Source organism: Herbidospora galbida (genome assembly GCF_005233835.1).
In the GTDB taxonomy this organism is placed as follows: Bacteria; Actinomycetota; Actinomycetes; order Streptosporangiales; family Streptosporangiaceae; genus Herbidospora; species Herbidospora galbida.
Window position 1 is genome coordinate 64,954 of record NZ_SZQA01000026.1, and the last position, 24,189, is coordinate 89,142.

Annotated in this window: 21 protein-coding genes; 14 read left to right on the forward strand and 7 right to left on the reverse strand. The window is 71.4% G+C overall.

The genetic code is table 11. From position 1 onward, the window contains the following. Positions 1-58 precede the first annotated feature (58 nt). Positions 59-1,087 carry a LacI family DNA-binding transcriptional regulator gene (locus FDA94_RS24870; RefSeq protein WP_030454448.1) on the forward strand — a complete coding sequence of 343 codons (1,029 nt, stop codon included), beginning with the start codon at positions 59-61 and terminating at the stop codon, positions 1,085-1,087. On the opposite strand, the gene FDA94_RS24875 is transcribed toward FDA94_RS24870, so the two are convergent. The 3 genes from FDA94_RS24875 to FDA94_RS24885 are packed head-to-tail and all read right to left on the reverse strand — an operon-like array spanning position 1,062 to position 4,220. Next, positions 1,062-1,919 carry a carbohydrate ABC transporter permease gene (locus FDA94_RS24875; protein WP_137249496.1) on the reverse strand — a complete coding sequence of 286 codons (858 nt, stop codon included), beginning with the start codon at positions 1,917-1,919 and terminating at the stop codon, positions 1,062-1,064. The two genes, FDA94_RS24870 and FDA94_RS24875, sit on opposite strands and share 26 nt — an antisense overlap. After that, positions 1,916-2,917, reverse strand: a complete 1,002-nt coding sequence (locus FDA94_RS24880) for a carbohydrate ABC transporter permease (protein ID WP_212735498.1) — start codon at positions 2,915-2,917, stop codon at positions 1,916-1,918. The genes FDA94_RS24875 and FDA94_RS24880 overlap by 4 nt, the downstream gene beginning before the upstream one ends. Before the next feature lie 7 nt (positions 2,918-2,924). Then, positions 2,925-4,220, reverse strand: a complete 1,296-nt coding sequence (locus tag FDA94_RS24885) for an extracellular solute-binding protein (protein ID WP_137249497.1) — start codon at positions 4,218-4,220, stop codon at positions 2,925-2,927. 229 nt (positions 4,221-4,449) lie between these two features. On the opposite strand from FDA94_RS24885, the gene FDA94_RS24890 reads away from it, so the two are divergent. From FDA94_RS24890 to FDA94_RS24915, 6 genes are all read left to right on the forward strand, one after another. Then, positions 4,450-6,246 carry an alpha/beta fold hydrolase gene (locus tag FDA94_RS24890; protein WP_170991110.1) on the forward strand — a complete coding sequence of 599 codons (1,797 nt, stop codon included), beginning with the start codon at positions 4,450-4,452 and terminating at the stop codon, positions 6,244-6,246. 208 nt (positions 6,247-6,454) lie between these two features. Further along, the gene (locus FDA94_RS24895; protein WP_137249499.1) at positions 6,455-7,489 is read left to right on the forward strand and encodes a Gfo/Idh/MocA family protein; all 1,035 of its coding nucleotides are present in this window, start codon (positions 6,455-6,457) and stop codon (positions 7,487-7,489) included. Beyond that, positions 7,477-8,316, forward strand: coding sequence for a DUF6807 domain-containing protein (locus FDA94_RS24900; protein WP_137249500.1), 840 nt, complete (start codon positions 7,477-7,479; stop codon positions 8,314-8,316). Before FDA94_RS24895 ends, FDA94_RS24900 begins: the two co-directional genes overlap by 13 nt. Beyond that, on the forward strand, positions 8,304-8,942 hold the full coding sequence (locus FDA94_RS24905) for a cupin domain-containing protein (RefSeq protein ID WP_137249501.1): 639 nt from the start codon (positions 8,304-8,306) through the stop codon (positions 8,940-8,942). Before FDA94_RS24900 ends, FDA94_RS24905 begins: the two co-directional genes overlap by 13 nt. 181 nt (positions 8,943-9,123) lie before the next feature. Continuing rightward, positions 9,124-9,693, forward strand: coding sequence for a copper resistance CopC family protein (locus FDA94_RS24910; RefSeq protein WP_170991111.1), 570 nt, complete (start codon positions 9,124-9,126; stop codon positions 9,691-9,693). Beyond that, entirely contained in the window at positions 9,690-10,724 is a 1,035-nt protein-coding gene (locus tag FDA94_RS24915) for a copper resistance D family protein (RefSeq protein ID WP_246060138.1), read from the forward strand. Before FDA94_RS24910 ends, FDA94_RS24915 begins: the two co-directional genes overlap by 4 nt. Here FDA94_RS24915 and FDA94_RS24920 read toward each other — a convergent pair. Further along, on the reverse strand, positions 10,705-11,826 hold the full coding sequence (locus FDA94_RS24920; RefSeq protein ID WP_137249503.1) for a hypothetical protein: 1,122 nt from the start codon (positions 11,824-11,826) through the stop codon (positions 10,705-10,707). The two genes, FDA94_RS24915 and FDA94_RS24920, sit on opposite strands and share 20 nt — an antisense overlap. 56 nt (positions 11,827-11,882) lie before the next feature. Between FDA94_RS24920 and FDA94_RS24925 the strand changes: the two genes are divergently transcribed. The 4 genes from FDA94_RS24925 (at position 11,883) to FDA94_RS24940 (ending at position 18,878) form a co-directional block, all read left to right on the forward strand. Then, positions 11,883-14,174, forward strand: a complete 2,292-nt coding sequence (locus FDA94_RS24925) for a glycoside hydrolase family 3 C-terminal domain-containing protein (protein WP_137249504.1) — start codon at positions 11,883-11,885, stop codon at positions 14,172-14,174. After that, positions 14,171-16,741: an alpha/beta fold hydrolase gene (locus FDA94_RS24930; protein ID WP_137249505.1), complete on the forward strand. Its 2,571-nt coding sequence runs from the start codon at positions 14,171-14,173 to the stop codon at positions 16,739-16,741. The genes FDA94_RS24925 and FDA94_RS24930 overlap by 4 nt, the downstream gene beginning before the upstream one ends. Next, on the forward strand, positions 16,738-17,580 hold the full coding sequence (locus FDA94_RS24935) for an ABC transporter permease (protein WP_137249506.1): 843 nt from the start codon (positions 16,738-16,740) through the stop codon (positions 17,578-17,580). Before FDA94_RS24930 ends, FDA94_RS24935 begins: the two co-directional genes overlap by 4 nt. 188 nt (positions 17,581-17,768) lie before the next feature. Continuing rightward, positions 17,769-18,878, forward strand: a complete 1,110-nt coding sequence (locus tag FDA94_RS24940) for a terpene synthase family protein (RefSeq protein WP_137249507.1) — start codon at positions 17,769-17,771, stop codon at positions 18,876-18,878. A 1-nt stretch (position 18,879) separates the two neighbouring features. Here FDA94_RS24940 and FDA94_RS39430 read toward each other — a convergent pair whose 3' ends face one another. Continuing rightward, positions 18,880-19,044, reverse strand: coding sequence for a hypothetical protein (locus FDA94_RS39430; protein ID WP_170991112.1), 165 nt, complete (start codon positions 19,042-19,044; stop codon positions 18,880-18,882). Between the two features lie 128 nt (positions 19,045-19,172). Between FDA94_RS39430 and FDA94_RS24945 the strand changes: the two genes are divergently transcribed. Continuing rightward, entirely contained in the window at positions 19,173-21,281 is a 2,109-nt protein-coding gene (locus tag FDA94_RS24945; protein ID WP_137249508.1) for an ATP-binding protein, read from the forward strand. Here the strand turns inward: FDA94_RS24945 and FDA94_RS24950 are convergent. Then, a complete protein-coding gene (locus FDA94_RS24950; RefSeq protein ID WP_137249509.1) occupies positions 21,278-21,664 on the reverse strand; it encodes an ankyrin repeat domain-containing protein in 387 nt (128 codons plus the stop codon). The genes FDA94_RS24945 and FDA94_RS24950 overlap by 4 nt on opposite strands. 102 nt (positions 21,665-21,766) lie before the next feature. Between FDA94_RS24950 and FDA94_RS24955 the strand changes: the two genes are divergently transcribed. Together FDA94_RS24955 and FDA94_RS24960 are read left to right on the forward strand one after the other, a co-directional pair. After that, positions 21,767-22,666 (forward strand): proteasome assembly chaperone family protein, encoded by a 900-nt coding sequence (locus tag FDA94_RS24955; RefSeq protein ID WP_062429587.1) that lies wholly within the window; start codon positions 21,767-21,769, stop codon positions 22,664-22,666. Continuing rightward, entirely contained in the window at positions 22,659-23,669 is a 1,011-nt protein-coding gene (locus FDA94_RS24960; protein ID WP_137249510.1) for a Gfo/Idh/MocA family oxidoreductase, read from the forward strand. The genes FDA94_RS24955 and FDA94_RS24960 overlap by 8 nt, the downstream gene beginning before the upstream one ends. Here the strand turns inward: FDA94_RS24960 and FDA94_RS24965 are convergent. Next, positions 23,659-24,189, reverse strand: coding sequence for a hypothetical protein (locus FDA94_RS24965; protein ID WP_137249511.1), 531 nt, complete (start codon positions 24,187-24,189; stop codon positions 23,659-23,661). The genes FDA94_RS24960 and FDA94_RS24965 overlap by 11 nt on opposite strands.

The following is a 24,189-nucleotide window of genomic DNA, read 5'->3' on the forward strand; positions in this document are numbered from 1 at the left end:
CACCGGGAATGACGCCCCAGGTACGCGTACCCGAAACCTTTCGGATACACTTCCGGCCATGCCAGCGAAAAGGCGGGTGACGATCGCCGTAATCGCCCAAGAGGCGGGTGTGTCGGTCCCCACGGTGTCCAAGGTCATCAACGGCCGCCCCGAAGTCGCGCCGGAGACCCGGCAGCGGGTGGAACGACTGCTGCACAAACACGGCTACCAGCGCCGGGTGAGTCCCGGCGACGGCCCCGTGGGGCTCATCGACCTCGTGTTCGCCGAGATCGAGAGCCCCTGGGCGATGGAGATCGTGCGGGGCGCCGAGACGGCCGCCCGCGAGGCCGAGGCCAGCGTGGTCATCTCGGTGCTGCACACCCACGCCGGGCCCGGCCGCGACTGGCTGGAGCGCATCGCCGCCCGCCGCACCGACGGCGTCGTCGTCGTCGCCTCGCGCCTGTCGGCCGGTCTGCAGAACCAGCTCGCGGCCCGGTCGATGCCCTTCGTGGTGGTCGACCCCGAGGGCGAGCCGGCCGGTGGCGTCGCCTCCGTCGGCGCCACCAACTGGCACGGCGGCCTGGCCGCCACCCGGCACCTGCTGGAGCTCGGCCACCGCCGGATCGGGATGATCGGCGGCCCGGCCGACATGCTGTGCAGCCGGGCCCGCATAGACGGCTACCGCGCCGCCCTGGAGACCGCCGGGGTGCCCGTCGAGCCGGGCCTGATCCGCTACGGCAGCTTCCTCGCCGACGCGGGCCACGACCACGGTCATGCCCTGCTGTCGCTGCCCGACCGTCCGACGGCCATCTTCGCCGGCAGCGACATGCAGGCCTTCGGGGTGTTCGAGGCGGCCCGGCAGCGCGGGCTGCGCGTGCCCGAGGACCTCAGCGTGGTCGGCTTCGACGACCTGCCGCTGGCCCAGTCGGCGTGGCCGCCGCTCACCACGGTCCGCCAGCCGCTCCAGGACATGGCCGCGCTGGCCACCCGGATGGTGCTGGCGATGGGCCGCGGGGAGCACCCCGAGGCCCGCCGGGTCGAGCTGGCCACCGATCTGGTGGTCCGCGAGAGCACGACGCCGATCACCCTTTCGTCGCCCCCGCAGTGAGGCCGCCGATGAGCTGCCGCTCGGCGACCGCGTAGAAGGCCAGCGCCGGGATCATCGCCAAGACCACGTACGCGAGGATCTTGGCGGTGTCGGCCGAATACTGGCCGCTGAACTGCTGCACGCCCACGGGGAGCGTCCACCACACCTTGTCGTTGAAGACCACCAGCGGCAGGAAGAAGTTGTTCCAGCTGTTGACGACGGCCAGCACCGACACCGTGGCCAGCGCGGGGCGGGCCATCGGCAGCAGGATCCGCCAGAAGAACCCGAACGGCGAGCAGCCGTCGAGGATGGCGGCCTCCTCCACCTCGTGCGGGATCGACCGGAAGAACGACCGCAGGATGATGATCGTCAGCGCCAGGCCGAAGGCGGCCTGGGGCAGGATCACCCCGAGCGGGTTGTTCAGCAGGCCGAAGAACCGCAGGATGATGAACAGCGGCAGGATCGCCACCGCGAACGGGAACATCAGCCCGGCCGCGAAGATGGTGAACAGCAGCTCACGCCCCCGGAAGGCGAACCGGGCGAACACGAACGCCGCCAGCGCCGAGACCGCGACCGTGACCAGCGCCGTGCTGAGCGCGATCAGCGAGCTGTTGAAGACCTGCCGCCAGAAGTCCGACGAGGCCAGCACGTTCGTGTAGTTCTCCGGCACCCACGGGGCCGGCAGCCCGATCGGGTTGTTGGCCAGCTGCGGGTTGTCCTTGAAGCCGCCCAGGATGCCGTACACGATCGGCACCAGGACGAACACGCCGATGACGATGACGATCGTGTGCAGGGCGATCGGCCGGGCGATCCTGGCCGGCGTGTTCCGGCGTTCCCGCGCGTGGACGCTCATCTGCGGCCACCTCCCATGGTCGTGGTGGCCCCGTCGAGGTCGCGCTTGAGCACGAACCGCTGGTAGCCGATGGCGAAGACCAGGCTGAGCAGGAACATCACCACGCTGATCGCGCTGGCGTAACCGACCTGGAAGCGGTTGAAGCCGATGTCGTACATCGTCACGCCGAGAGTCTCCGACGCGTGCACGGGACCGCCCCCTGTCAGCACGTACACCAGGTCGAAGAGCTGGATGGTGCCGATCACCGACAGGAAGATCGTGATCCGGATCGTCGGGCCGAGCAGCGGCAGCGTCACGTAGCGGAACACGTGCCAGGGGCCGCAGCCGTCGATCTGGGCCGCCTCGGTGAGTTCCTTGGGGATGCTCTGCCGGCCGGCCAGGTAGAGGATCACGTAGAACCCGAAGTACTTCCACGTGATCACGATGAACAGCGAGAACATGACCGTCTCGGGCTCGGACAGGAAGCTCGACGTCCCGAGTCCCAGGAAGCCCAGGACCTCGTTGGCCAGCCCGCGCTCCGGCGACAGCAGCATGCTGAACAGCACGGCCGCGATGACCTCGCTGAGCACGTACGGCGCGAAGAACAGCAGCCGGTAGAGGGCCCGCAGGCGCATCTTCTGGTTCAGCAGCAGCGCGATGGCCAGGGCCAGCGGCAGCTGCACCACCAGCGACAGCACGATCAGGAGCGCGCCGCGCCGCAGGTCGCCGAGGAAGATCTCGTTGTCCAGCAGCCGGGTGAAGTTGTCCAGCCCGACGAAGTTCGTCGGCAGCAGGCCGAAGCCGTTCCACTTGAACACGCTGGAGTACATCGCCAGCAGGATCGGCGCCAGCACCAGCAGCGAGAACAGGATGACGCCGGGGAGAAGGAACAGGATGATGGTGATCCGCTTCCGCGCCTTGCCCCGGTTCTTACTGGCCCGGGGCTGCGGCGGGGGGACCAAGCGTCGCGGGACCGGAGAGGCCGTGACGGCGCTCTCCGGTCCTTTCGTCGTCTTCACGCCGCGACTACTCCGACTGCGCGGTCTCGGTGATGGCCTTGACCACTTCTTCCGGCGACTTGGTCCCGGCGATCAGCTCGGCCACGCTGTCGTTGACCTGCGCGCCGACGGCCGGCGGGTAGGCCTGGTCGAGGTAGAGCTGGAAGCCGGTCGCCTTGGCCAGCACGTCGACGACCATCTTGCCGCGGGGGTCGGTGACGGCGTCCTCGGTGCCCTTGACGACGGGCAGGAGCGAGCCGGTGGCGATCTCCCTGCGGGCGTTCTCGGCCGACAGGATGTACTTCAGGAAGTCGACGGCCTCCTTGGGCGCGTCCACGCCGACGGCGAAGCCGCCGCCGCCGCCGAGCGCCTCGGTCGCCGCGCCCTTGCCGCCCTCGACGGCGGGGAAGGGGAAGAAGCCGAGCGCCTCGCCGAGGTCACCGGCGGTGTCCTTCTGGACGGTCGGGGCCCACTGGCCCATGAGCTCCATGGCGGCCTTGCCGCTGCCCATCGCGGCGGCCTGGCCGTCGGGGGTGTCGTAGGGGGCGCCCAGGAAGCCGTTCTGGAACGGCTTGAGGTCGGCCAGTTCCTTGAGCTTCTGGCCGGCGGCGATGAAGTCGGGGTTCTCGAACGACTTGGCGGTCGCCGCCTCCTGGAGCGCGGGCAGACCGGCGATCCGCATCGCGAGGTAGGTCCAGTAGTAGTGGCCGGGCCACTTGGCCTTGCCCGCCAGGGCGATCGGCGTGATGTTGGCGGCCTTCAGCTTGTTGACCGCGTCGAGGAACTCGGTCCAGGTCGCGGGCGGCTGCTCGATGCCGGCCTTCTTGAAGAGGTCCTTGTTGTACCAGAAGCCGACCATGCCGATGTCGTACGGGACGCCGTAGGTCTTGCCGCCTAACTGGTACGCGGCCAGGGCGGCCGGATTGAACGTGCCCGACCAGTCGGCGATGTCGGCGGTGATGTCCTTGGCGATGCCGCCGTCGGCCTGCTGCTGCAGCACGCCGCCGCCCCACGTCTGGTAGATGTCGGGGCCTTCGCCCGACTGCGCCACCGTGGTCATCTTGGCCTTGAAGGCCTCGTTCTCCAGCGGGTTGATGTTGATCGTGACGTTCGGGTGCGCGGCCATGTACTCCTTGGCCATCGCGTCCCACACCGGCAACATCGGCTCGATGTTCTGGATGTGCCACCAGTCGATGACGACCTTCTCCTGCGCCGCCTGGCCGCCCCCAGCGGCGGGGGGCGCCTCCTCAGTTCCGGTTCCGCAGCCAGCCAGCAGCAGCGCGGCGGCAGCCGCCGTCACCACTGCGCGTCGTGTCAGCGACATATCGGTGGTTCCTTCCGTCCCGGGAATGGACTCCAAGAAACTTTCGATGAAATTCCGATAGTTTCCCTTGATGGCAGGGAGGTTACATCGCGTTTTCCACGGGATCAACGGCCGTTGTGGAGCTGTTACTCGGCCCTTGCCGCTAGGGTTCTGCCGTGGTCCGGGCGGAGATCACGTGAAATCGCGTGCGATCCCCCATCAAGTGCGGATTTGGCAGTGAGGTTGACGGGTGCCCGGATGGAAGACGGCGGTGAGCCTGATCGCGGCTTCCGTCACGCTCATGGGACTTTCAGCGCCCGCGTCCGCACGGGCGCGCGCGGACATGGAGGAGCGGCCTTGCCCGGTCGCCGTGCCCGAGGGCACCACGTGCGGTTACCTGCTGGTACCCGAGCGGCGCGACGCCTATCAGAGCGACACGATCAAGGTGGGCTACGCGATCCGCAAGGCCGCCAGCCCGGTCGGTGAGCCGGTGGTCTTCATGAGCGGCGGCCCGGGATCCGCGTCGATCCCGCTGACCGAGATGATCACCTCGATCGCGCCCGACCGTGACGTCGTGGTCATCGAGCAGCGCGGCGGCCGGTGGTCGGAACCACGCCTGGAATGTCCCGAGATCGTCGACGGCGTCCTGCGCGACCTCGCGCCGCCCACCGCCGTGACGGTCACCCCCAGCCCCAGCCCCGGGCCGATCACGGCCACGCCCGCGCCGGCCCCCAACGGGGCGATGGGGCTGGCGGCCCGCACGTGCAAGGCGCGGCTGACGGTCGACCTGCGCGGCTACCGCACCCAGGAGATCGCCGCCGACGTGGTCGAGCTGCGCCGCTCGCTCGGGTACGACAAGTGGACCCTGTTCGGCGTCAGCTACTCCACCCGCGCGATGCTGCTGGCCGCCGCGATGGACCCCGAGGGCGCCAAGTCGCTCGTGCTCGACTCCTACCTGCCCGAGCGCTCCCAGTGGTACGACCAGGCGATGGCCGCCCTGCGCAGCACCCTCAACGGCCTCGGCGTGACCGACCGGTTCGACCTCGCGGTCAAGAACATCAACGCCGCCCCGGTCACCCTCGCCACCCGCGACCCGCTCACCCGCCGCCGCGTCATGGTCCGGCTCACCGGCGACGACGTCGCCACCCTGCTGGCCGAGTCGTTCGCCGACCCCGAGGCGCTGCCGATCCTGCCGGCGCTGGTCGACGGCCTGGCCGGCGGCCACACCGACCTGCTGCAGCCGCTGGTCGACGGCGCGGGCGGCTCGCTGACCAGCCACGAGTGGGGTCTCTACTACGCCGTGCAGTGCCAGGACGAGGCGCCCGCCAACACCTTCGCCGACCGCCGCCTGTTCACCGCCGACAACGACGCGACGGTGTGCGCGGAGTGGCGGCTGCCCCCCTCGGGCGAGGAGGGCGCGCTCACCCAGGCCCCGGTCCTGATCCTGGCCGGCCAGTACGACCCCACCACCCCGTCGGCGGCGGCGAGCCAGGCCACCGAGAACCTGCCGGGCGCGCGGTTCCAGGAGTTCGCCGGGGTCGGCCACGGGGTCTTCCTGAGCAGCGAGTGCGGCCGCCGGACGATCTCCGCGTTCCTGGCCGACCCGGCCGCGCCGGCGCCCTGCGACGCCGCCGTCGCCCCCCGGGCGATGATCGACCCGGGCTCGGTGCACTTCACCGGAGCCGCCTACACGGCCGCCGGAGCGCCGTGGGTGCTGGCGCCGCTGGGCGCGTTCGCGCTGCTGTCGCTCTTCCAGCTCGCCGGGGGCGCGCTCACGGTGCGCCGCGACGGGCTGCTGACGCTGCTGGCCGGGATCACGGGCGTGGTCTTCTGCGCCATCGCGACCTGGAGCGTGCTGGCGGTGGACGACGAGGTGGCCTTCGCCGTCGGCATCCCGCCGATCATCTTCTGGACGAGCCCGCTGGCGGTCGTGTCGGCCGGCCTGTCGGTGGTGGCGGCCTTCCGCGAGCGGGCGCCGGGTGTGCTCATCCTGCCCGCGGCGACCGGTCTCGTCTTCGCCGCCTGGCTCGTCGGATGGGTTCTCTGACTCTTTTCCGACTCACGGCGTTGACGAGCGCCGTGTGCAGCCTTTACGTTACCCGCAACGAAAAGTCTCGGTAATCTTATGAAACTTTCGGAACGGGTTTCCGCATGTCTCGACGTCCACGTGGAGGCCCGGCCGCCTGAACGCCCGCGTGGGCGCCCCTGGGAGCGTGGGCGCCCGCGCGGGTCACAACTGGAAAGGACGTGCCGGGATGATCCGGGTCGCCGTCGTCGGGACCGGCGGGATCGCCGGCGCATGCCACTTACCGGCACTGCGGGCCGAGGCCCATCGCGCGGAGGTGGTCGCGGTCGCCGACGTGGACCTGGGCCGGGCCTGGAGGTTCGCCCGCGAGCACGGCATCCCGCGCGCCTACTCGTCGCTGTCCGAGCTGCTCCAGCGCGACCGGCCCGACCTGGTGCACCTGTGCACGCCGCCGGGCGTGCACGCCGTCCAGGCGATCGAATGTCTCAAATCGGGCGCTTGGGTGTGGATCGAGAAGCCCGCATGTCGTTCACTTGCCGAGTGGGACGCCATCACCGCCGCCGAAGGGCCCGGCTACGCCTCCGTGGTCTCGCAGCACCGCTTCGGCTCCGGCGCCCTCCACCTGAAGGAGATCGCGCCCCTGCTGGGCCGCCCGCTGGTCGCCCAGTGCGTGACGACCTGGTTCCGCGACCACGACTACTTCACGGTCCCGTGGCGGGGCCGGTTCCGGACCGAGGGCGGCGGCCCGACGGTCGGCCACGCGATCCATCAGATCGACGTGATGCTCTCGATCCTGGGCGACTGGGCCGAGGTGAGCGCGACGACCGCGACCCTCGACCGCGACGTCGAGTACGAGGACGTCGCCATGGCCACGGTCCGTTTCACCACCGGCGCGCTGGCCTCGGTCGTGACGAGCCTGCTGTCCCGCCGCGAGGAGAGCTACCTGCGCTTCGACTTCACCGACGCGACCGTGGAACTCCGTCACCTGTACGGCTACCGCAACGAGAACTGGACCGCCACGACCGACCTGTGGCAGCCCCCCGACGACCGCCCCAGCTCCCACGAGGCCCAGCTGGGCGCGCTGCTCGACGCCTACCAGAAGGACGAGCGCCCGCCCATGAGCGCCCGCCAGGGCCGCCAGGCCCTGGAACTGGCGACCGGGATCTACGCCTCGGCCCACCGCAGGCGCCCCGTGACCCGCGCCGAGCTCACCCCCGACGACCCCTTCTACCACCGGCTGGACGGCGGCGCATGGACGAGCTGATCTACGACGAACGCGGCGTGGAGATCCTGCGCTACGTCTACGACGACCGGGGCGCCGCCGTCTTCGAGTCGCCCAAGCCCTACTTCCACCCGATCAGGACGCTCGACGGCGATCTGGTAAGCGCCTTCCGCCCGCACGACCACCGCTGGCACAAGGGCCTGGCCATGACGGTCTCCGACCTGTCGGGGCAGAACTTCTGGGGCGGCGGCAGCTACGTGCGGGAGAGGCAGGGCTACGTCGACCTGCCCAACACCGGCACGATCCGGCACGACGGCTTCGAGCGTCCGGGCGTCCAGCGGCTCAGCTGGCACACCTACGACGGTGAGCACTGGATCGACGAGCTGCGCGAGTTCCGGGTGACCGACGTCGAGGACGACTCGTGGGCGCTGGAGTTCGCCACGACGCTCCGCAACGTCAGGGGGGCCGACCTGGTGTTCGGCAGCCCGACGACCAACGGCCGCCCGATGGCGGGCTACTGCGGCCTCTTCTGGCGCGGCCCGCGCTCCTTCGAGCACGGCGACGTGCTCGCCGAGACGGGAGAGGGGCCCCAGATGATGGGCCGCACCTCCCAGTGGCTGGCCTACGTCGGCCGCCACGACGGCGTCGACCGATCGTCGACGCTGCTCTTCCAGTGTCCCGCCCCGGTGACGTGGTTCGTGCGGACGACCCCGTTCGCGGCGGTCAACCCCTCGATCGCGTTCGACGACCTTGTTAACCTGCCGCCTGGAGAGAGCATGCGGCTTGGCTACCGCGTCGTCGTCTGCTCGGGGGCCTGGGACAGGTCCCGGCTGGTCGCGTACGTGAAGGAGCACGCATGTTCGGCATAGGCGTCACCGCCCTGAGTGTCTACGACTGGCAAGGCGCCGACGGCCGCTGCGGGGGTTCACCACACCTGCACACGTTGTGCGCGGAGGCCTACGTCGTGGTGGCGGGCAGCGGGTCGGTGCAGACCCTGACCTGGGAGGGTTTCCACGAGACCCCGCTGGTGCCGGGGGCGGTGGTGTGGTTCACGCCGGGCACCGTCCACCGGCTGGTGAACGACGGCGGGTTGAAGATCGTGGTGGTGATGCAGAACAGCGGCCTGCCCGAGGCGGGCGACGCGGTCTTCACCTTCCCCAACGCGGTGCTGAGCGGCGACTACAACCGGGCCGCCGGCATGGCCCCGCGCTGGCGGCGCGACCTGGCGCTGGAGGGCTTCCGCCAGCTCAAGGAGGCGGGCCGGCCGGGCTTCGAGAAGTTCCTGGAGCACGCCGTGCGGATCGTCGGCGACCGGCTCGACGACTTCGAGGACCTGTGGCGGGAGGGCCCGCTCAAGGCCGTCGAGGACACCGAGAAGCAGCTGGCGTCGCTGCGGCGGGGCGACTACGACTACCTGCGCGAGGCCCGCATCCAGGAGGCGTCCGGCGAGCCGCGCGACGGCATGTGCGGGCATCTGTTCACCTATCCCGGATAAGCGCGGCTTAAGAGCGGCTTAAAGCCGCACTATCAGTAAACTTTCTTAAAAGAGGACATTGACTCACCTGATCACGCGGCTTAGGTTCACGGTCATCGGGGCGGAACGACTCTGCCCTTCGAGGCGTCCGGGCCGCGTGAGAAAGGTGACGCTCACGCGGCCCGGGCTTACCCTGCCATTCGTGCGATTTCTCACCGTCCCGCTGGTCCTCCTGGCGGTCCTGCTGCTGCCGCTCCCGGCGTCGGCCCACAACGTGCTGAAGAGCAGCGACCCCGCCGACGGCGCGACCGTCTCCCGCCTCGACCGGGTGACGCTGACCTTCGACCAGCCGGTCCGCCCCGACTTCGCCGAACTGGCGCTGACGGGCCCCGACGGGGCGCGCTACGAGGCCGGCCTGACGGTCCGCGACGAGGTCGTGACCGCGACGGTGAAACCCCTGCCCTCCGGGGGCGCGTACGTCATCGGCTGGCAGATCGTCTCCAACGACGGCCACCCGGTGACGGGGACCATCCGGTTCACCTACGCCCCCAGCGGCGCCGGCACCCCGACGGGGGCCGCGGCGACGCTCGCGCCCGCGCCCGGCGCGGTGTCGGCCCCGATCCCGGCCGCCTCGGGCGGCAGCTGGGTCTGGGGCCTGCTGGTCTTCGCCCTCCTGCTGCTGGCCCTGTCGACCTGGGTGCTGCACCGCCACGAGTCCCGCCCGCGCGGCGCCGGCTCGGCCTCCCCCGCCCACGACCGGACCCTCGCGTGATCCCCCGCACGACCCTGCTCGCCAGCCGTCCCGCCGCCGTCGACCGGCGGCTGCGCGCGCTCCCCATGGCGGGGCTGATCGGCGCCGGGCTGACCGCCGTCGTGGTGGCCACGTGGGCCACACTGCCGGAACCACCCTTCGGGCTGCCCACAGCGGGCCCCTGGGTCGAGTTCGGGCTGCCCGTGACCCGATTCGTCCTGGATGTCGCCGCGCTCGTCACCGTCGGTCTCAGCCTCTTGCCGAAGCTGCTGGGGTTCGACCACCCGGAGGCCACCGAACCGGCGGCGTCGCGGGCGCGGCGCTGGGCGGTCTACTCGGCCGTCGTGTGGGCGTTCGCGGCGATCGCCTCGACGGTGCTGAGCGCGGCCGAGGTGATGCCCGACCGGTTCCCCGACGTCCCGCTGTTCGTCGACGCGATCGGCTCGGGACAGGGGCTCGTGGTGAGCGCGGCGGCGGCCACGCTGAGCGCGGCCATCGGGATGTTCGCCGTCAGGTTCGGCGAGAAGGTGCCCGCAGAGCTCCGGGTCGGCGCGGCCGTGTTCGGGCTGCTGCCGCTGCCGGTGACCGGGCACGCCACGAACTGGTACTGGCACGACCTGAGCATGGTCGCGATGGAGCTGCACGTCATCGGCGCGGCCCTGTGGACCGGCGGGCTGCTCGCGGTCGCGCTGCTGCTGGCCGCCGACCGCGAACTGCTGGGCCGGACCCTGCCGAGGTTCTCGCGGCTGGCCACCTGGGCGCTGCTCGTGGTCGCCGCGTCGGGCCTGTTCAGCGGGATCGTCGAGCTGCTGCTCTCCCCCGCCGAACCGTTCCCCGCCTCGCTGGTGACGACCCACTACGGCCTGCTGGTGCTCGTCAAGGCCGCGCTGGCCGCGATGATCGCCCTGCTGGGCGCCAACATCCGCTACCGGCTGCTGCCGGGGGTGGTCGCCCGCCGCCCGACCGCGTTCGCGGCCTGGGCGGCGGTGGAGCTGACCGTTCTGGGCCTCGCCTACGGCGTGGCCGTCGTCATCACGCGGACGGGCGGCTGAGCCGTCGTCCGGCGAGCTCGACGACGAGCCACGCCACCGCGAGCCCGCCGATCGCGTAGGGCCACGCCCAGGGGGCGTACGGCGGCGCGACCAGGTAGGCGTCCTGGAGCCAGAGCCCGCCGAACACGGCGCCGGTGACGATCAGGGCCCCCACGACCACCCGTGCGTAGAGCACGGGCACCAGGAACGCCAGGTCGACGCAGATCGCCCCCAGCAGCAGGAAGAAGGGGATCGCCGAGGTCGGGAAGCCGACCCCCGCGAGCAGCGGCCAGATCAGCATCCGGTAGGCCACGTAGCCCACCGCGACCAGCGTCGCGGTGAACCGGTAACCGGTCGCCGCCCGCGCCGCGACCAGGATCGCCATGCCGACGATCCCGGCCCACAGCGAGTAGACCTGGTCGGGGACCGGCAGCGCGAAGTTCTGCACCGCGATCAGGTCGACCGGCCGCCCGAGGTCCGCGGCCGCGAAGGCGAGCAGCGAGGGCTCGGCCTCCGGCTCGCCGCGCACCCAGGCGGCGAGCCCGATCACGCCGTACTCCTGGTGCTCGCTCGGGAAGATCGCGTTCTCCAGGAAGAAGCCGAAGAACGTCGCCAGCACGACGGTCCGCCGCCGGCCGGGGGTCGCGCCGACGTACCAGCCCCGGATCACTCCCGCGATCATGAACGCGGTGCCGATGAACAGCAGCGCGTGCGACGGGCTCCACGCGGTGATGTCGAGGCCGTTGATCCGGTGGTTGATCAGGTCGAGCGGGATGGCCACCAGGAAGGTGCCGGTCCCCCACAGGATCAGCCGCTGGGCCGCCTTGTCGACGCCGTAGCCGGTGTACCAGTGCACGATCGTCAGGCCGACCACGATCATCGTGCCGACCGTGTTGATCAGATGGGGCGGCGCGAGGTCGTCGCGCAGCCAGCGGAAGTGCCACGACACGTCCCAGGACGCGCCGAGCACCTTGAGGCAGAAGGCCACCAGCCAGGCCGTGTAGAGGACCCGGAAGAGGTCGGGCGGGGTCGGGCGGCCGGGCAGGCCACGCGACCAGAGGGGCAGGCCCCAGGCCACGACCTGGCGGGGCACCCGCGTGAGCATCGTTGTTCCAGTCGCCACGCGCGAATTGTGCCGTTCTCTTTACTCGCGGCGCAATCAAGAGATGAGGTAGCGCAATGGACCTCGATCGCAAAGCCGCCCTCATCGGCGGGCAGGACATGTGGACGCTCCCCGCCGCGCCCGAGATCGGCCTGCCGTCGCTGGTGACCTCAGACGGCCCGATCGGGGTGCGCGGCCACCGGTGGATCGCCGGCGACCCGGCGATCGCGCTGCCGTCGCCGACCGCCCTGGCCGCCACGTGGGACGTCGGGCTCGCCCGCCGCGTCGGGGAGCTGCTGGCCGCCGAGTGCCGCCGCAAGGGCGTGCACGTGCTGCTCGCGCCGACGGTCAACCTGCACCGCTCCCCCTTGGGCGGACGCCACTTCGAGTGCTTCTCGGAGGACCCGCTGCTGACCGGGGAGCTCGGGGCGGCGTACGTGGCCGGGGTGCAGTCGGGCGGGGTGGGCGTGACGGTGAAGCACTTCGTGGCCAACGACTCCGAGACCGACCGGATGACCGTGGACGTCCGGGTGGACGAGCGCACCCTCCGGGAGGTCTACCTGGCCCCCTTCGAGCTCGTGGTGCGCAGAGCGCGGCCGTGGGGGGTGATGGCGGCGTACAACGGCGTGAACGGGGTGCCGATGTGCGAGCACACCGAGCTGATCGAGGGCGTGCTGCGCGGCGAGTGGGGGTTCGACGGGGTCGTGATGTCCGACTGGGGGGCCGCCCGCGACGCCGTGAGGTGCGCGCTGGGCGGGCTCGACCTGGCCATGCCGGGGCCGGGGAGCGTCTACGGGGAGCCGCTGGCCAGGGCGGTGCTGGAGGGGCTCGTACCGGAGGAGCTCCTCGACCGGAAGGTGGCCGGGCTCGGGCGGCTGCTCGAACGGGTGGACCTGTCGGCGGCGGAGTCGCCCGACGGGGTCGCGCTCGCCCGGGAGGTCGCGGCGCGGTCGGCCACGCTGCTCGCCAACGACGGCGTGCTGCCGCTCGCGCCGGCCGCGAGGGTCGCGCTGATCGGGGGCCTGGCCGCCGACCCCCGGATCCTGGGCGGCGGGAGCGCCCTGGTCTTCCCCGAGCACGCCGTCTCCCCGCTCGAGGGCCTCACCGCCGCCGGGGTCGACGTGACCTTCAGCCGGGGCGCGGACGCGGGCGACAGGGTCGCCGCCGCCGTGATGGCGGCCACCGCGACCGCGCGCGACGCCGCCGGGCGGGTGCTCGGCGAGTTCCCGCTCCGCGACGGCTCGCTCGTCTGGCTCGGCGACGTCCCCGTCCCGTACGAAGACCTGCACACCGTCGAGATCAGCGGCATCCTGAACGCGGCCCCCGGCTGGAACACCCTGGCCGTCGAGGGCGCCGGCCGGTTCGTCCTGGAGGCCGACGGCCAGACGCTGTTCGACGGCGTGGTCCGCCCGGCCGGCGACGACCCGATGGAGGCGTTCTTCCTCCCCCCGCAGCACGAGGTGCTCGCCGACCTGCCCGGACCGGTCGTCGTCAGCCTGATCCACACCGTCGTGCGCGCACCGGCCCCGCCGGCGTTCGTCGGCTTCGCCCTCTGCCACCGCCCGCCGAGGCCCACCACCGGCCGGATGATCTCCGAGGCCGTCGCGGCGGCCGAGGCGGCCGACGTGGCCGTCGTCGTGGTCGGCACCTCCAAGGAGGTCGAGAGCGAGGGCTTCGACCGCACGTCGCTGCGGCTCCCCGGCCGCCAGGACGAGCTCGTCGCGCGGGTCGCCGCCGCCAACCCGCGCACGGTCGTGGTGGTCAACGCGGGGTCGCCGGTCGAGATGCCGTGGCGCGACGAGGTCGCCGCGATCCTGCTGACGTGGTTCCCCGGCCAGGAGGGCGGCCACGCCCTGGCCGACGTCCTGACCGGCGCCGCCGAACCGGGCGGCCGCCTCCCCACCACCTGGCCCGCCGCCCTCGGCGACTGCCCCGTGACCAACGTCACACCAGCGGGCGGAGTCCTCTCCTACGACGAGGGCCGCTTCATCGGCTACCGAGCCTGGGACCGCCACGACACCGCCCCCGCCTTCCCGTTCGGCCACGGCCTCGGCTACACGACGTGGTCCTACGACGAGATCGCCGTCGACGGCATGACGGTGACCGTCACCCTGACCAACACCGGTGACCGGCCCGGACGCGAGGTCGTGCAGGTCTACCTGGCCCCCGAGGACCCGGGCGACCGCCCGGCCCGCTGGCTGGCCGCCTTCACCACGTGCGCGGCCGACCCGGGCCAGACCGTCTCGGTCACCGTCGAGATCCCCCGGCGGGCCGTCGAGATCTGGACGGAGCAGGGCTGGCAGGCCGTCCCCGGCGCGTACCGCGTCCTCAGCGGACTCTCAGTCAGCGCCACTAAGCTCGCGATATGACGTTTCGCGGGGGCCGGCGCGGCCTCGCCGTGCTCGCCGCCGTGCTCGTGGCCGTCGCCGGGATCGCCTGGATCGCCTGGCCCTCCGACGGGCTCCCTCAGGGACAGGACGTGGTCATCCCCGTGGTCGACGGCCCGGCCGACGACCAGAAGGTGCTGATCGACGCCTCCTACTTCCCGCCCGAGGGCGGGGGCAGGGCCCCCGCGGTGCTGCTCGGGCACGGGTTCGGCGGGAGCAAGAACAGCGTCCGCGACCAGGCCGGGCAGCTCGCCGAGCAGGGCTACGCGGTGCTCACCTGGTCGGCGCGCGGGTTCGGCCGCTCGACCGGCGAGATCGCGCTCAACTCGCCCGACTACGAGGTCAAGGACGTCCGGCAGCTCATCGACTGGCTGGCGAAGAAGCCCGAGGTGCTGCTCGACGCCGCCGGCGACCCCAGGGTCGGCATGGCGGGCGGCTCCTACGGCGGCGCGATCGCCCTGATGACCGCCGCCCACGACCCCCGCGTCGACGCCATCGCCCCCTCGATCACCTGGTACGACCTGGCCGACGCCCTGTTCCCGGAGGCGTCCGGGGCCGGCCCGGCCGCGGGCGTGTTCAAGAAGATGTGGGCCGGGATCTTCTTCAGCGCCGGAGGGTCGGGGCTCAACCCCGCCTCCCAGGCCGACGGGCTGGCCCGGCTGCTGACCGGCTCCACCGGGCAGCCCGCCCCCGCCGACGTCACCCCCGACCAGGCGCAGTGCGGGCGCTTCCTGCCCGCGATCTGCACGGTCTACCAGCAGATCGCGGCCACCGGGAAGGCCACCCCCGAGGCCGTCGACCTGCTGCGCAAGTCGAGCCCCGTCTCGGTCCAGGGCCGCATCAAGGTGCCGTCGCTGATCATCCAGGGGCAGCGCGACTCGCTGTTCCCGCTCGGCCACGCCGACCTCAACGCCAAGGCCATCGCCGCCACCGGCGCCCCGGTCGAGGTCGCCTGGATCGCCGGGGGCCACGACGGCGGCGACGCCGAGGCCGACTTCGTGTTCGCCCAGACCCTCAACTGGTTCGACGCCTACCTGAAGAAGGACGGCGCGGCCACCGGTCAGGCGTTCACCGTCTCCCGCGACGGCGGCCGCGACCCCGGCACCCGGCAGAACGTCCTGCTGCACGCCGAGGGCCCCGCCTACGCCGGGCTCGGCGGCACCGTGACGTCCGAGCTCGACCTGCTCGGCCCCGACCAGGAGGTGGCCACGCCGCCCGGCGGCAGCCCCGCCGCGATCTCCTCGGTGCCCGGCCTGAGCGGCCTGCTCGGCGGCGGCGCGCAGGGCGGCGGCTCGGCGGGCGCCTCGCTCGACCTGCCCGGCCAGGTCGCGGTCTTCCAGACCCGCCCCCTCGACACCGCCCTCACGGTGACCGGTTCGCCCACCGCCGAGATCAAGGTGTACGGCGAGGGCGAGGTCACCCTCTTCGCCAAGCTCTACGACGCCGCCTCGGGCCAGCTCGCCGTGCTCCCCGGCGGCCTGGCCGCGCCGCTGCGCGTCACCGCGACCCCGACCGGCACGCCGGTCAAGGTCACCCTCCCGGCCATCGACCGCCGCGTCGAGGCCGGCCACGTGCTGCGCCTGGCGATCACCACGACCGACATGGCCTACGCGCTCCCGGCGCAGCCGAGCGTGCACAAGGTCGGCCTGGCGTCCACGACGCTGACGATGCCGGTCGACGCCGGGCTGGCCGCCCCGGCGCAGGGCCCCGCCTGGTGGACGTGGGCGTTCCCGCTCGCGTCGGTCCTCGCGGCGGCGGTGATCCTGCTGACCGGCCGTCCGCGCCGCGCCGACGTCGCGCCCGACCCGGCGCTGGCCGAGGTGCCGCTGGAGATCACCGGCCTGGCCAAGCGCTACAAGAACGGCCACAAGGCCGTCGACGACCTGTCGTTCCGCGTCGAGAAGGGCCAGGTCCTCGGCCTGCTCGGGCCCAACGGCGCGGGTAAGACGACCACGATGCGGATGATGATGGGCCTCATCCACCCCGACGGCGGCGAGATCCGCATCTTCGGCGAGAAGGTCGTGCCGGGCTCGCCGGTGCTGTCGCGGCTGGGCTCCTTCGTCGAGGGCGCGGGCTTCCTGCCGCACCTGTCGGGCCGCGACAACCTCACGCTCTACTGGCAGGCCACCGGCCGTCCGGCCGGCGAGGCCCACCTGGAGGAGGCGCTGGAGATCGCCGGTCTCGGCGCCGCCGTCGAACGCGCCGTCCGCACCTACTCCCAGGGCATGCGGCAGCGCCTGGCCATCGCCCAGGCCATGCTGGGCCTGCCCGACCTGCTCGTGCTCGACGAACCCACCAACGGGCTCGACCCGCCCCAGATCGCCGAGATGCGGCGGGTGCTGAAGGCGTACGCCACCGAGGGCCGGACCGTCATCGTCTCCAGCCACCTGCTCGGCGAGGTCGAGCAGACGTGCAGCCACGCCGTCGTCATGCACCGGGGCCGCCTGGTCTCGGCCGGCCCGGTCGCCGAGCTGCTCCGGCGCGGCGAACTCAACGGCTCCACCCGCCTGGAGGACGTGTTCCTCGACCTGATCGGAGAAAAGGCATGACCGCGACCGGCTACGCGCCCGGACGCACCCTCCCGCTGCGGGTCGAGTTCGTCCGCCAGTTCCGGCGCCGCCGCACGATGGTCATGTTCGGCCTGCTCGCGGCGCTGCCGTGGATCCTGGTGATCGCCTTCCAGTTCGGCCCGAACAACAACCGGGCCGGCAACGGCCTGCGGATCTCCGACCTGGCCATGGAGGGCGGCCTCAACTTCGCCGCGTTCGCCCTGTCGGTCTCGGCCAGCTTCCTGCTGATGGTCGCGGTGGCGCTGTTCTGCGGCGACACCGTGGCCAGCGAGGCCAACTGGTCGTCGCTGCGCTACCTGCTGGCCGCGCCGATCCCCCGCGACCGCCTGCTGCGCCAGAAGCTCGTCGTCGCCCTCGCCTACTCCGCCGCCGCCGTCACGGTCGTGCCGGTGATGGCGGTGCTGGCGGGCACGCTGGCGTTCGGCTGGAACGACGTGCGGGTGCCCGGCACCGGCGAGGTCATCCCGGCCCTCGACGTGCTGCCCAAATTCGGAATCGTCATCCTGTACGCCATGGTCACCAACCTGGTCGTCGCATCACTGGCGTTCCTGCTCTCGGTGAGCACCGACTCCCCGCTGGGCGCCGTCGGCGGCGCGGTCGGCCTGGTCATCGTCAGCACCATCCTGCAGGCGGTGGAGGCCCTGGGCGGCCTGCGCGAATTCCTGCCGACCTTCTGGAACACCGCCTGGCTCGACGCCCTGGCCCCGGTGCCCGACTACAGCGGCATGATCAAGGGCACCGCGATCGCGGTCACGTACGCGGCCGTCCTGCTGGCCTTCGCGTTCCGCCGGTTCCGCCGTAAGGACGTCGTTTCCTGACATTGACAGGCCTCCGATTTCGTGTAGGAATCGATGGGACAAAAAGCTCAATTAAGCTCGGACGCTTTAATTAAGCGCAATCACGCCCACTCAACGCACCGGGCCGAAAACTCCTGCGCCCCTGGGACCGTGCCATTTGCCGGTTCACTTTTGTCGCGCCCGGCCAGACGAACCGGAAGGACCTGCTCGTGACCAGTGTCGTTTCGTCGCCCCGGTTGGATGTCCCCTCCTTCTACTGCCCCTTCCCGTACGCCATCTCCCCCGAAGCCGACGATGTGGACCGTGCCACGGTCAAATGGATGGACGACTTCGGCCTCTTCCGCTCGGCGGAACAACGTCAGTACCTCGCCGCCCAGCGCATCGGGCACTGCGCCGCCCTGGCGCTGCCGCACGGGCGCGGAGAAGGGCTGCGGCTCGCGGCCGACTACGTCTTCTGGCTGTTCACCTTCGACGACATGTATTGCGACGAACGCGTCCACGAGATGTCGCTCGACGCGTTCGTGCAGTTCGTCAGCAAACTGACCCGGATCGTCGAGGCGCCCACCGCCAAGATCCTCACCGACGACCCGTGGGCCGAGGGGCTGCGCGACATCCGGTTACGGATGGAGCGGACCGCGACCCCGGTCCAGCTCGCGCGCTGGGTCGAAGAGCAGCGCAAGTACCTGTTCGGGCTGATCTGGGAGACGGCCAACCGGCTGGAGGGGCGGATCCCCCCGGTCGACGACTACGTGACCATGTGGCTCAACGCCAGCGCGTGCGGCGCCAGCGTGATGTTCGTGGACATCAGCGCCGGCTACGAGGTCAGCGCCGACGACATGGCCGACTCGAGGGTACGGGCGCTCACCGAGATGGCCAACGCGATCATCGCCTGGGACAACGATCTGATCTCGTTCAACAAGGAGTCGTACCGGCAGCACCGCTACGGCTACCCGCAGATCCAGAACCTGGTCAGCGTGCTGACCTCGGGCGGCATGTCGGTCGAGGAGGCCTCGGCCGAGGCGGTGCGCATGCGCGACCGGGTGATGACCCTGTTCCTGAAGGTCGGCGACGAGGTGCGCGCCGACGCCTCACCCGAACTGGACCGTTACGTCTACGGTCTGGGCGAGTGGATCAGGGGCTATCTGGCCTGGGCGATGAGCACGGGCCGCTATCTCGACCCGCGCAACCCGACCGACCGAGTCGCGGCCGATCCGGTCACGATGCCGGGTGCGTGGAAGGAGCGGGCCAGCGACGACCGCCTCGACCCGCTGCCGCTGCCCGCCATAACGTGGTGGTGGGATCAGCTGGCGACCGGCTGACTCACCAGTGGGGCGGGCGGTCTTCGAGGAAACGGGCGTCGTCGTCGGACTCCCGCCAATCGCCCCACCCGTGATCGGTGTCGTCGAGGGTCTGGTCGGGGAGCACCGGCAGGCCGTCGTCGGACAGGTCGACCGGGCGCAGTTCATCGGGCTGCGGCTCTGACATGGCTCCCAGCCTAGCGAAGCGGGGGAGCCGGATGAGGTATCTCCACCACGCTCCCCACGGCCAAAAGCTACTAAAGGTACGATGCCGGAGCAGGTGTAAGCCGGAACGCGACACCCCCGTGAGGCGGCATGGCGACCCCAGCAGGTTGGCGAAGAGACGGCAATCTCCCCGCGGAGCTCACCAGCTTCGTCGGGCGGTCGCGGCTCCTGACGCAGATCAGACAGCGCATCCAGCAGTCGCGCCTGGTCACGGTGACCGGGATCGGCGGCGTCGGGAAGACCCGCACCGCTCTGCGGGTCGCCCATCAGCTGCGCTCGCAGTTCGACGACGGCATCTGGTACGTCGACCTGGCCCGCCTCCAGGACCCGTCGATGCTGCACCACACGGTCCGCACCGCGCTGGGCCTGGCCGACCAGTCGAGCCGCACCAGCGGCGACTCCCTGGCCGACTGGCTGGGCGATCGCACCGTGCTGCTCATCCTCGACACGTGCGAGCACATGGTCGAGGCGTGCGCCGAGCTGATCGAGGACCTGCAGAGCCGCAACCCCAATCTCAAGGTGCTGGCCACCAGCCGCCGGTCGCTGAACGCGGCCGGCGAGTCGGTGATCCCGATCCCGCCGCTGCCGGTGCCGGGTGACGATCCGGCCGAGTCGCCCTACCACAACGACGCGGTCGAGCTGTTCCGGCAGCGGGCCACGGCCGTGGTGCCCGACTTCACGGTCGAGGAGAACAACGTCACGTCGGTCGCCGAGCTGTGCGTGCGGCTCGACGGCATCCCGCTGGCGATCGAGCTCGCGGCGGTCCGGCTGCGGGCCCTGTCGGTCGACCAGATCCTCGGGCTGCTGACCGACCGCTTCTCCCTGCTGGCGGGCGCCTCCCGCACCGCGTTACCCCGGCACCAGACGCTCCGGGCCGCGATCGGCTGGAGCCACGAGCTGTGCGAACCGGCCGAGCGCCTGCTGTGGGCCCGGCTGTCGGTGTTCGCGGGCGACTTCGAGCTCGACGCCGCGCGCTACGTCTGCGCCGGCGACACGCTGCCGCCCGACCGCATCATGGACGTCATCACCGGCCTGGTCGACAAGTCGGTGCTGCTCAGCTACAACACCGTGTCGGGCCAGCGCTACCGCCTGATCGACACCCTCCGCCAGTACGGCGAGGAGTGGCTCGACAAGCTCGGCGAGACCGACAACCTCAAGCGCCGCCACCGCGACTACTACCTCCAGCTGGCCGAACGCGGCGAGCACGCCTGGTCGGGCCCGCGTCAGGTGCACTGGTTCGTCCGGATGCGCCAGGAGCACGACAACGTCCGCACGGCGGTCGACTACTGCCTGACGGCGCCAGGTGAGGTCCGCATCGGCCTCGAACTGCTGTCGTCGCTGTGGTTCATGTGGGTGGCCTGCGGCTTCATGCGCGAGGGCCGCCACTACCTCGAGCGAGCCATCCGGGAGTCCCGCACCGCCAGCAAGGAGCGCTGCCGGGCGCTGTGGACGCTCGCGTACGTCTGCAACATGCAGGGCGACCACGACGCCGCCACCGAGGCGGCCGAGAAGTGTTCGTCGGAGGCGCTGGAGGTCGGCGACTCGAGCGCGGTGATCTTCGCGACCAAGATGCTCGGCACCAGCGCCATGCTGAAGGGCGACTTCAAGCGGGCCACCGCGCTGCTCGGCGTGGCGATCGAGTTCCACAAGAGCGGCCGGGAGCTCAACCCGGGTCTGCTCCCGGCGGTGGCCGAGCTCGCGCTCGTGCTCACCTACCAGGGCGACTACATGGAGGCCGAGACCCTCGTCCAAGACTGCCTGAAGATCTGCAACGAGCGGGGCGAGCTGTGGATCCGCTCGTACGCGGTCTGGATCCAGGCCCTGATCGAGATCGAGACCGACCGGCCCGACCAGGTCAAGACCAGCGCCCGGGAGGCGCTGCGGATCAAGCGGCACTTCCACGACGTGCCCGGCGTGCTGCTGTGCCTGGAGACGATGGCCCGGCACGCCGCCTCGTCGGGCGAGGTCGCCCACGCGGCCTATCTGCTGGGCGCCTCGGAGCACAACTGGCGGGCCTCGGGCCTGGCCCAGCTGGGATCGCCCTTCCTCAGCGACGACTTCAAGCGCACCATCAAGGAATGCCGCGAGACCCTGGGCCAGCCCGAGTTCGACCGCCTGTTCACGGCCGGGCAGGCCCTGTCGCTGGAGGACACCATCGCGGTGGCGCTCGGCGAGCTGGAGATCTCCGACTCGCTCTAGGCCTCTCCGAAGATCTCCAGGGCGGTCGTGTCGCCGAACATCCGCGCGGTGTCGGCGGCCGACGGCCGGCCGTCGTGGGGGTCGGCGCCCGCCTCGAACAGGGCCCTGACCACGTCGTGGTTCTTCTTGAACACGGCCCCGGCCATGGGCAGCTGGCCCTTGTCGTTGGGCCGCCCCGGGTCGGCTCCCCGGTCGAGCAGGGCCCGCACGGTGTCGGCGTGGCCGTGGTAGGCGGCCAGCATGAGCAGGGTGTCGCCGTTCTCGTTGTGCAGGTCGACCGGCACGCCGGCGTCGACGTAGGCGACCAACTCGGCGGTCTGCCCGTCGCGGGCGTAGCCGAACAGGCGGGTGGCGAAGTCGACGAGTTCCTGATCCGGCTCCATGCGCCCTATTGTCCAACGGTAGGGTCCCCGAAACGGCGTGGAATCGATTCACCTCGCCGTAGGTTCTGTAGATGAGACAGACCGTGAGAAAGGCTGCCAGTCGTGTACGACCCGACGGATCTCTACCGGCTCGACGGTGACGTCCCCGAGCTGACCGATCCGGTGATGCTCTACCACTTCGAAGGCTTCGTCGACGCGGGCGGGGCCGGCCGGCTGGCCCTCGGGCACCTGATGGCGGAGCTGGACCACCGGGTCGTGGCCACCTTCGACGTCGACCGCCTCATCGACTACCGCTCGCGACGGCCGATCATGGTCTTCGACACCGACCGCTGGGTCGAGGCCGACATGCCGGAGCTGACGCTCCACCTGGCCCACGACCTGACGGGCACCCCGTTCCTGCTGCTCACCGGCCCCGAGCCCGACCGCGAGTGGGAGCTGTTCACCGAGGCGATCGGCATGCTGGCGACCCGGCTGAACATCGGCAAGATGGTGACGATCCACGGCATCCCGATGGGCGTGCCGCACACCCGCCCGATCGGCCTGACCGCCCACGGCAGCCGCCCCGAGCTGATCAACGGGCAGGTGAGCCCGTTCGGCAAGGTGCAGGTGCCCGGCAGCGTGGCGGCCCTGCTCGAACTGCGCCTGGGCTCCAAGGGCCACGACGCCCTGGGCTACTCGATCCACGTCCCCCACTACCTGGCCCAGGCGGAATACCCGCAGGCCGCGGTGACCGCCCTGGAGGCGATCACGCGGGGCACCGGCCTGGTCTTCCCGATGGACGCCCTGCGCGACGCCGCCGACAAGACCACCGCCGAGATCGAGGAGCAGATCCAGGCCAGCGCCGAGCTGTCGGGCGCCATCACGGGCCTGGAGCAGCAGTACGACGCCTTCACCGCCGGTAAGGACAACCTGCTGGCCGAGTCGACCCCGATGCCGACGGGCGACGAACTGGCCGCCCAGTTCGAGGCGTTCCTGGCCGAGCGCGACGACCGCGATGGCTGACGAGATCAAGGTCGGGCTGGTCGGCTACGGCCCGGCCGGCGAGTTCTTCCACGCGCCGCTGATCGCCGCCACCCCCGGCCTGCGGCTGGCGGCCGTGGTGACGGGCGACCCCGAGAAGGCGGCCCGCATCGGCCCCGGCGTCGCCGTGGTCCGGCACGCCGCCGACCTCCATCCCCTGGTCGACCTGGTCGTGGTCGCCTCGCCCAACCGCACCCACGTGCCGATCGCCGGTGAGGCGCTGCGCGCCGGGCTGCCGGTCGTGGTCGACAAGCCGCTGGCCGCGACGGCCGAGGAGGCGCTGGAGCTGGCCGCGCTGGCCCGCGAGCGGGGCCTGATGCTGACGGTCTTCCAGAACCGCCGCTGGGACGGCGACTTCCTCACGATCGAGCGCCTGCGCCCCCGGCTGGGCGAGATCCGGCGCTTCGAGTCGCGCTTCGAACGCTGGCGGCCGGTCCCGAAGGGCGGCTGGCGCGAGCAGGGCGGCCCCGAAGACCTCGCCGGCCTCCTCTACGACCTGGGCAGCCACCTGGTCGACCAGGCCCTCCAGCTGCTCGGCCCGGTGGCCTCGGTCTACGCCGAGGCCGACGTCCGCCGTGCGGGCGTGCGGGCCGACGACGACAGCTTCATCGCCCTGACCCACGCCAACGGCGCGCGCTCACACCTGTGGGTGAGCGCGGTCGCCGCCGACCTCGGCCCCCGGTTCCGGGTGCTGGGCTCGGAGGCGGCGTACGTGAAGTGGGGCATGGACCCGCAGGAGGACCGCCTGCGGGCGGGCCGCAGCCCGGCCGAGCCGGGGTTCGGCGACGGCGAGCCCGGCTTCGTGGGCGACGAGCGGGTGCCGACCGAGCCGGGGAACTACCGCGCCTTCTACGAGGGCGTGGTCCGGGCGCTGTGGGGCGAGGCCCCGCCGCCGGTGACCCCGGAGTCGGCGGCCGAGGCCCTGGTCGTGCTGCGCGCCGCCCGCGTCTCGGCCGACGAGGGCCGCGTGATCGCTACCAGTTAGGGAACAGCGGGGCGTTCGGGTCGGCGGCCGGGGAATAGGAGTTCGGGCCGTGGTACCGCTCGGCGGCCCGCTTCAGTTCCTCGGGCAGGACCTCGTGGATCTCCCCGTAGTAGAACCCGAGCGATTCGAGGATCACCTCCCGGGTCATGCTCTCCAGGTAGTCCATGCCGGGGACGCTGATCAGGTCGATGACGAGCCCGGAGATCCGGGTGAGCGTGGCCGTGTCCCTGCGTTCGATCGACGGCCACAGGATGCTCTCCCACAGCAGTTGCAGATACTCGCGGTGGGTCGGCGGAAAGCGGTCGTCGAGCTCGGCCTCCTTCTCCAGGACGTCGACCTCGTCGTCGATTTCGGGCGTCCAGCGGGCCAGCGCGCCGCGCAGATAGGCGGTCTCGGCCGCCATCGCCGCCACGACCTCAGGGGGCGGGACGTAGTTCAGGGCCAGCTCGATCAGGGGACCGTGCACCGGCCGCAGGCCCAACCAGCCGCGAACGCGGTTGCGGATGTCCCTGAGGGTCAT

Coding starts and splice junctions, on each gene's coding strand:
- FDA94_RS24870 (WP_030454448.1), top strand. CDS start 59: ATGCCAGCGAAAAGGCGGGTGACGATCGCCGTAATCGCCCAAGAGGCG.
- FDA94_RS24875 (WP_137249496.1), bottom strand. CDS start 1,919: ATGAGCGTCCACGCGCGGGAACGCCGGAACACGCCGGCCAGGATCGCC.
- FDA94_RS24885 (WP_137249497.1), bottom strand. CDS start 4,220: ATGTCGCTGACACGACGCGCAGTGGTGACGGCGGCTGCCGCCGCGCTG.
- FDA94_RS24895 (WP_137249499.1), top strand. CDS start 6,455: ATGATCCGGGTCGCCGTCGTCGGGACCGGCGGGATCGCCGGCGCATGC.
- FDA94_RS24900 (WP_137249500.1), top strand. CDS start 7,477: ATGGACGAGCTGATCTACGACGAACGCGGCGTGGAGATCCTGCGCTAC.
- FDA94_RS24905 (WP_137249501.1), top strand. CDS start 8,304: ATGTTCGGCATAGGCGTCACCGCCCTGAGTGTCTACGACTGGCAAGGC.
- FDA94_RS24925 (WP_137249504.1), top strand. CDS start 11,883: ATGGACCTCGATCGCAAAGCCGCCCTCATCGGCGGGCAGGACATGTGG.
- FDA94_RS24930 (WP_137249505.1), top strand. CDS start 14,171: ATGACGTTTCGCGGGGGCCGGCGCGGCCTCGCCGTGCTCGCCGCCGTG.
- FDA94_RS24935 (WP_137249506.1), top strand. CDS start 16,738: ATGACCGCGACCGGCTACGCGCCCGGACGCACCCTCCCGCTGCGGGTC.
- FDA94_RS39430 (WP_170991112.1), bottom strand. CDS start 19,044: ATGTCAGAGCCGCAGCCCGATGAACTGCGCCCGGTCGACCTGTCCGAC.
- FDA94_RS24945 (WP_137249508.1), top strand. CDS start 19,173: ATGGCGACCCCAGCAGGTTGGCGAAGAGACGGCAATCTCCCCGCGGAG.
- FDA94_RS24950 (WP_137249509.1), bottom strand. CDS start 21,664: ATGGAGCCGGATCAGGAACTCGTCGACTTCGCCACCCGCCTGTTCGGC.
- FDA94_RS24960 (WP_137249510.1), top strand. CDS start 22,659: ATGGCTGACGAGATCAAGGTCGGGCTGGTCGGCTACGGCCCGGCCGGC.
- FDA94_RS24965 (WP_137249511.1), bottom strand. CDS start 24,189: ATGACCCTCAGGGACATCCGCAACCGCGTTCGCGGCTGGTTGGGCCTG.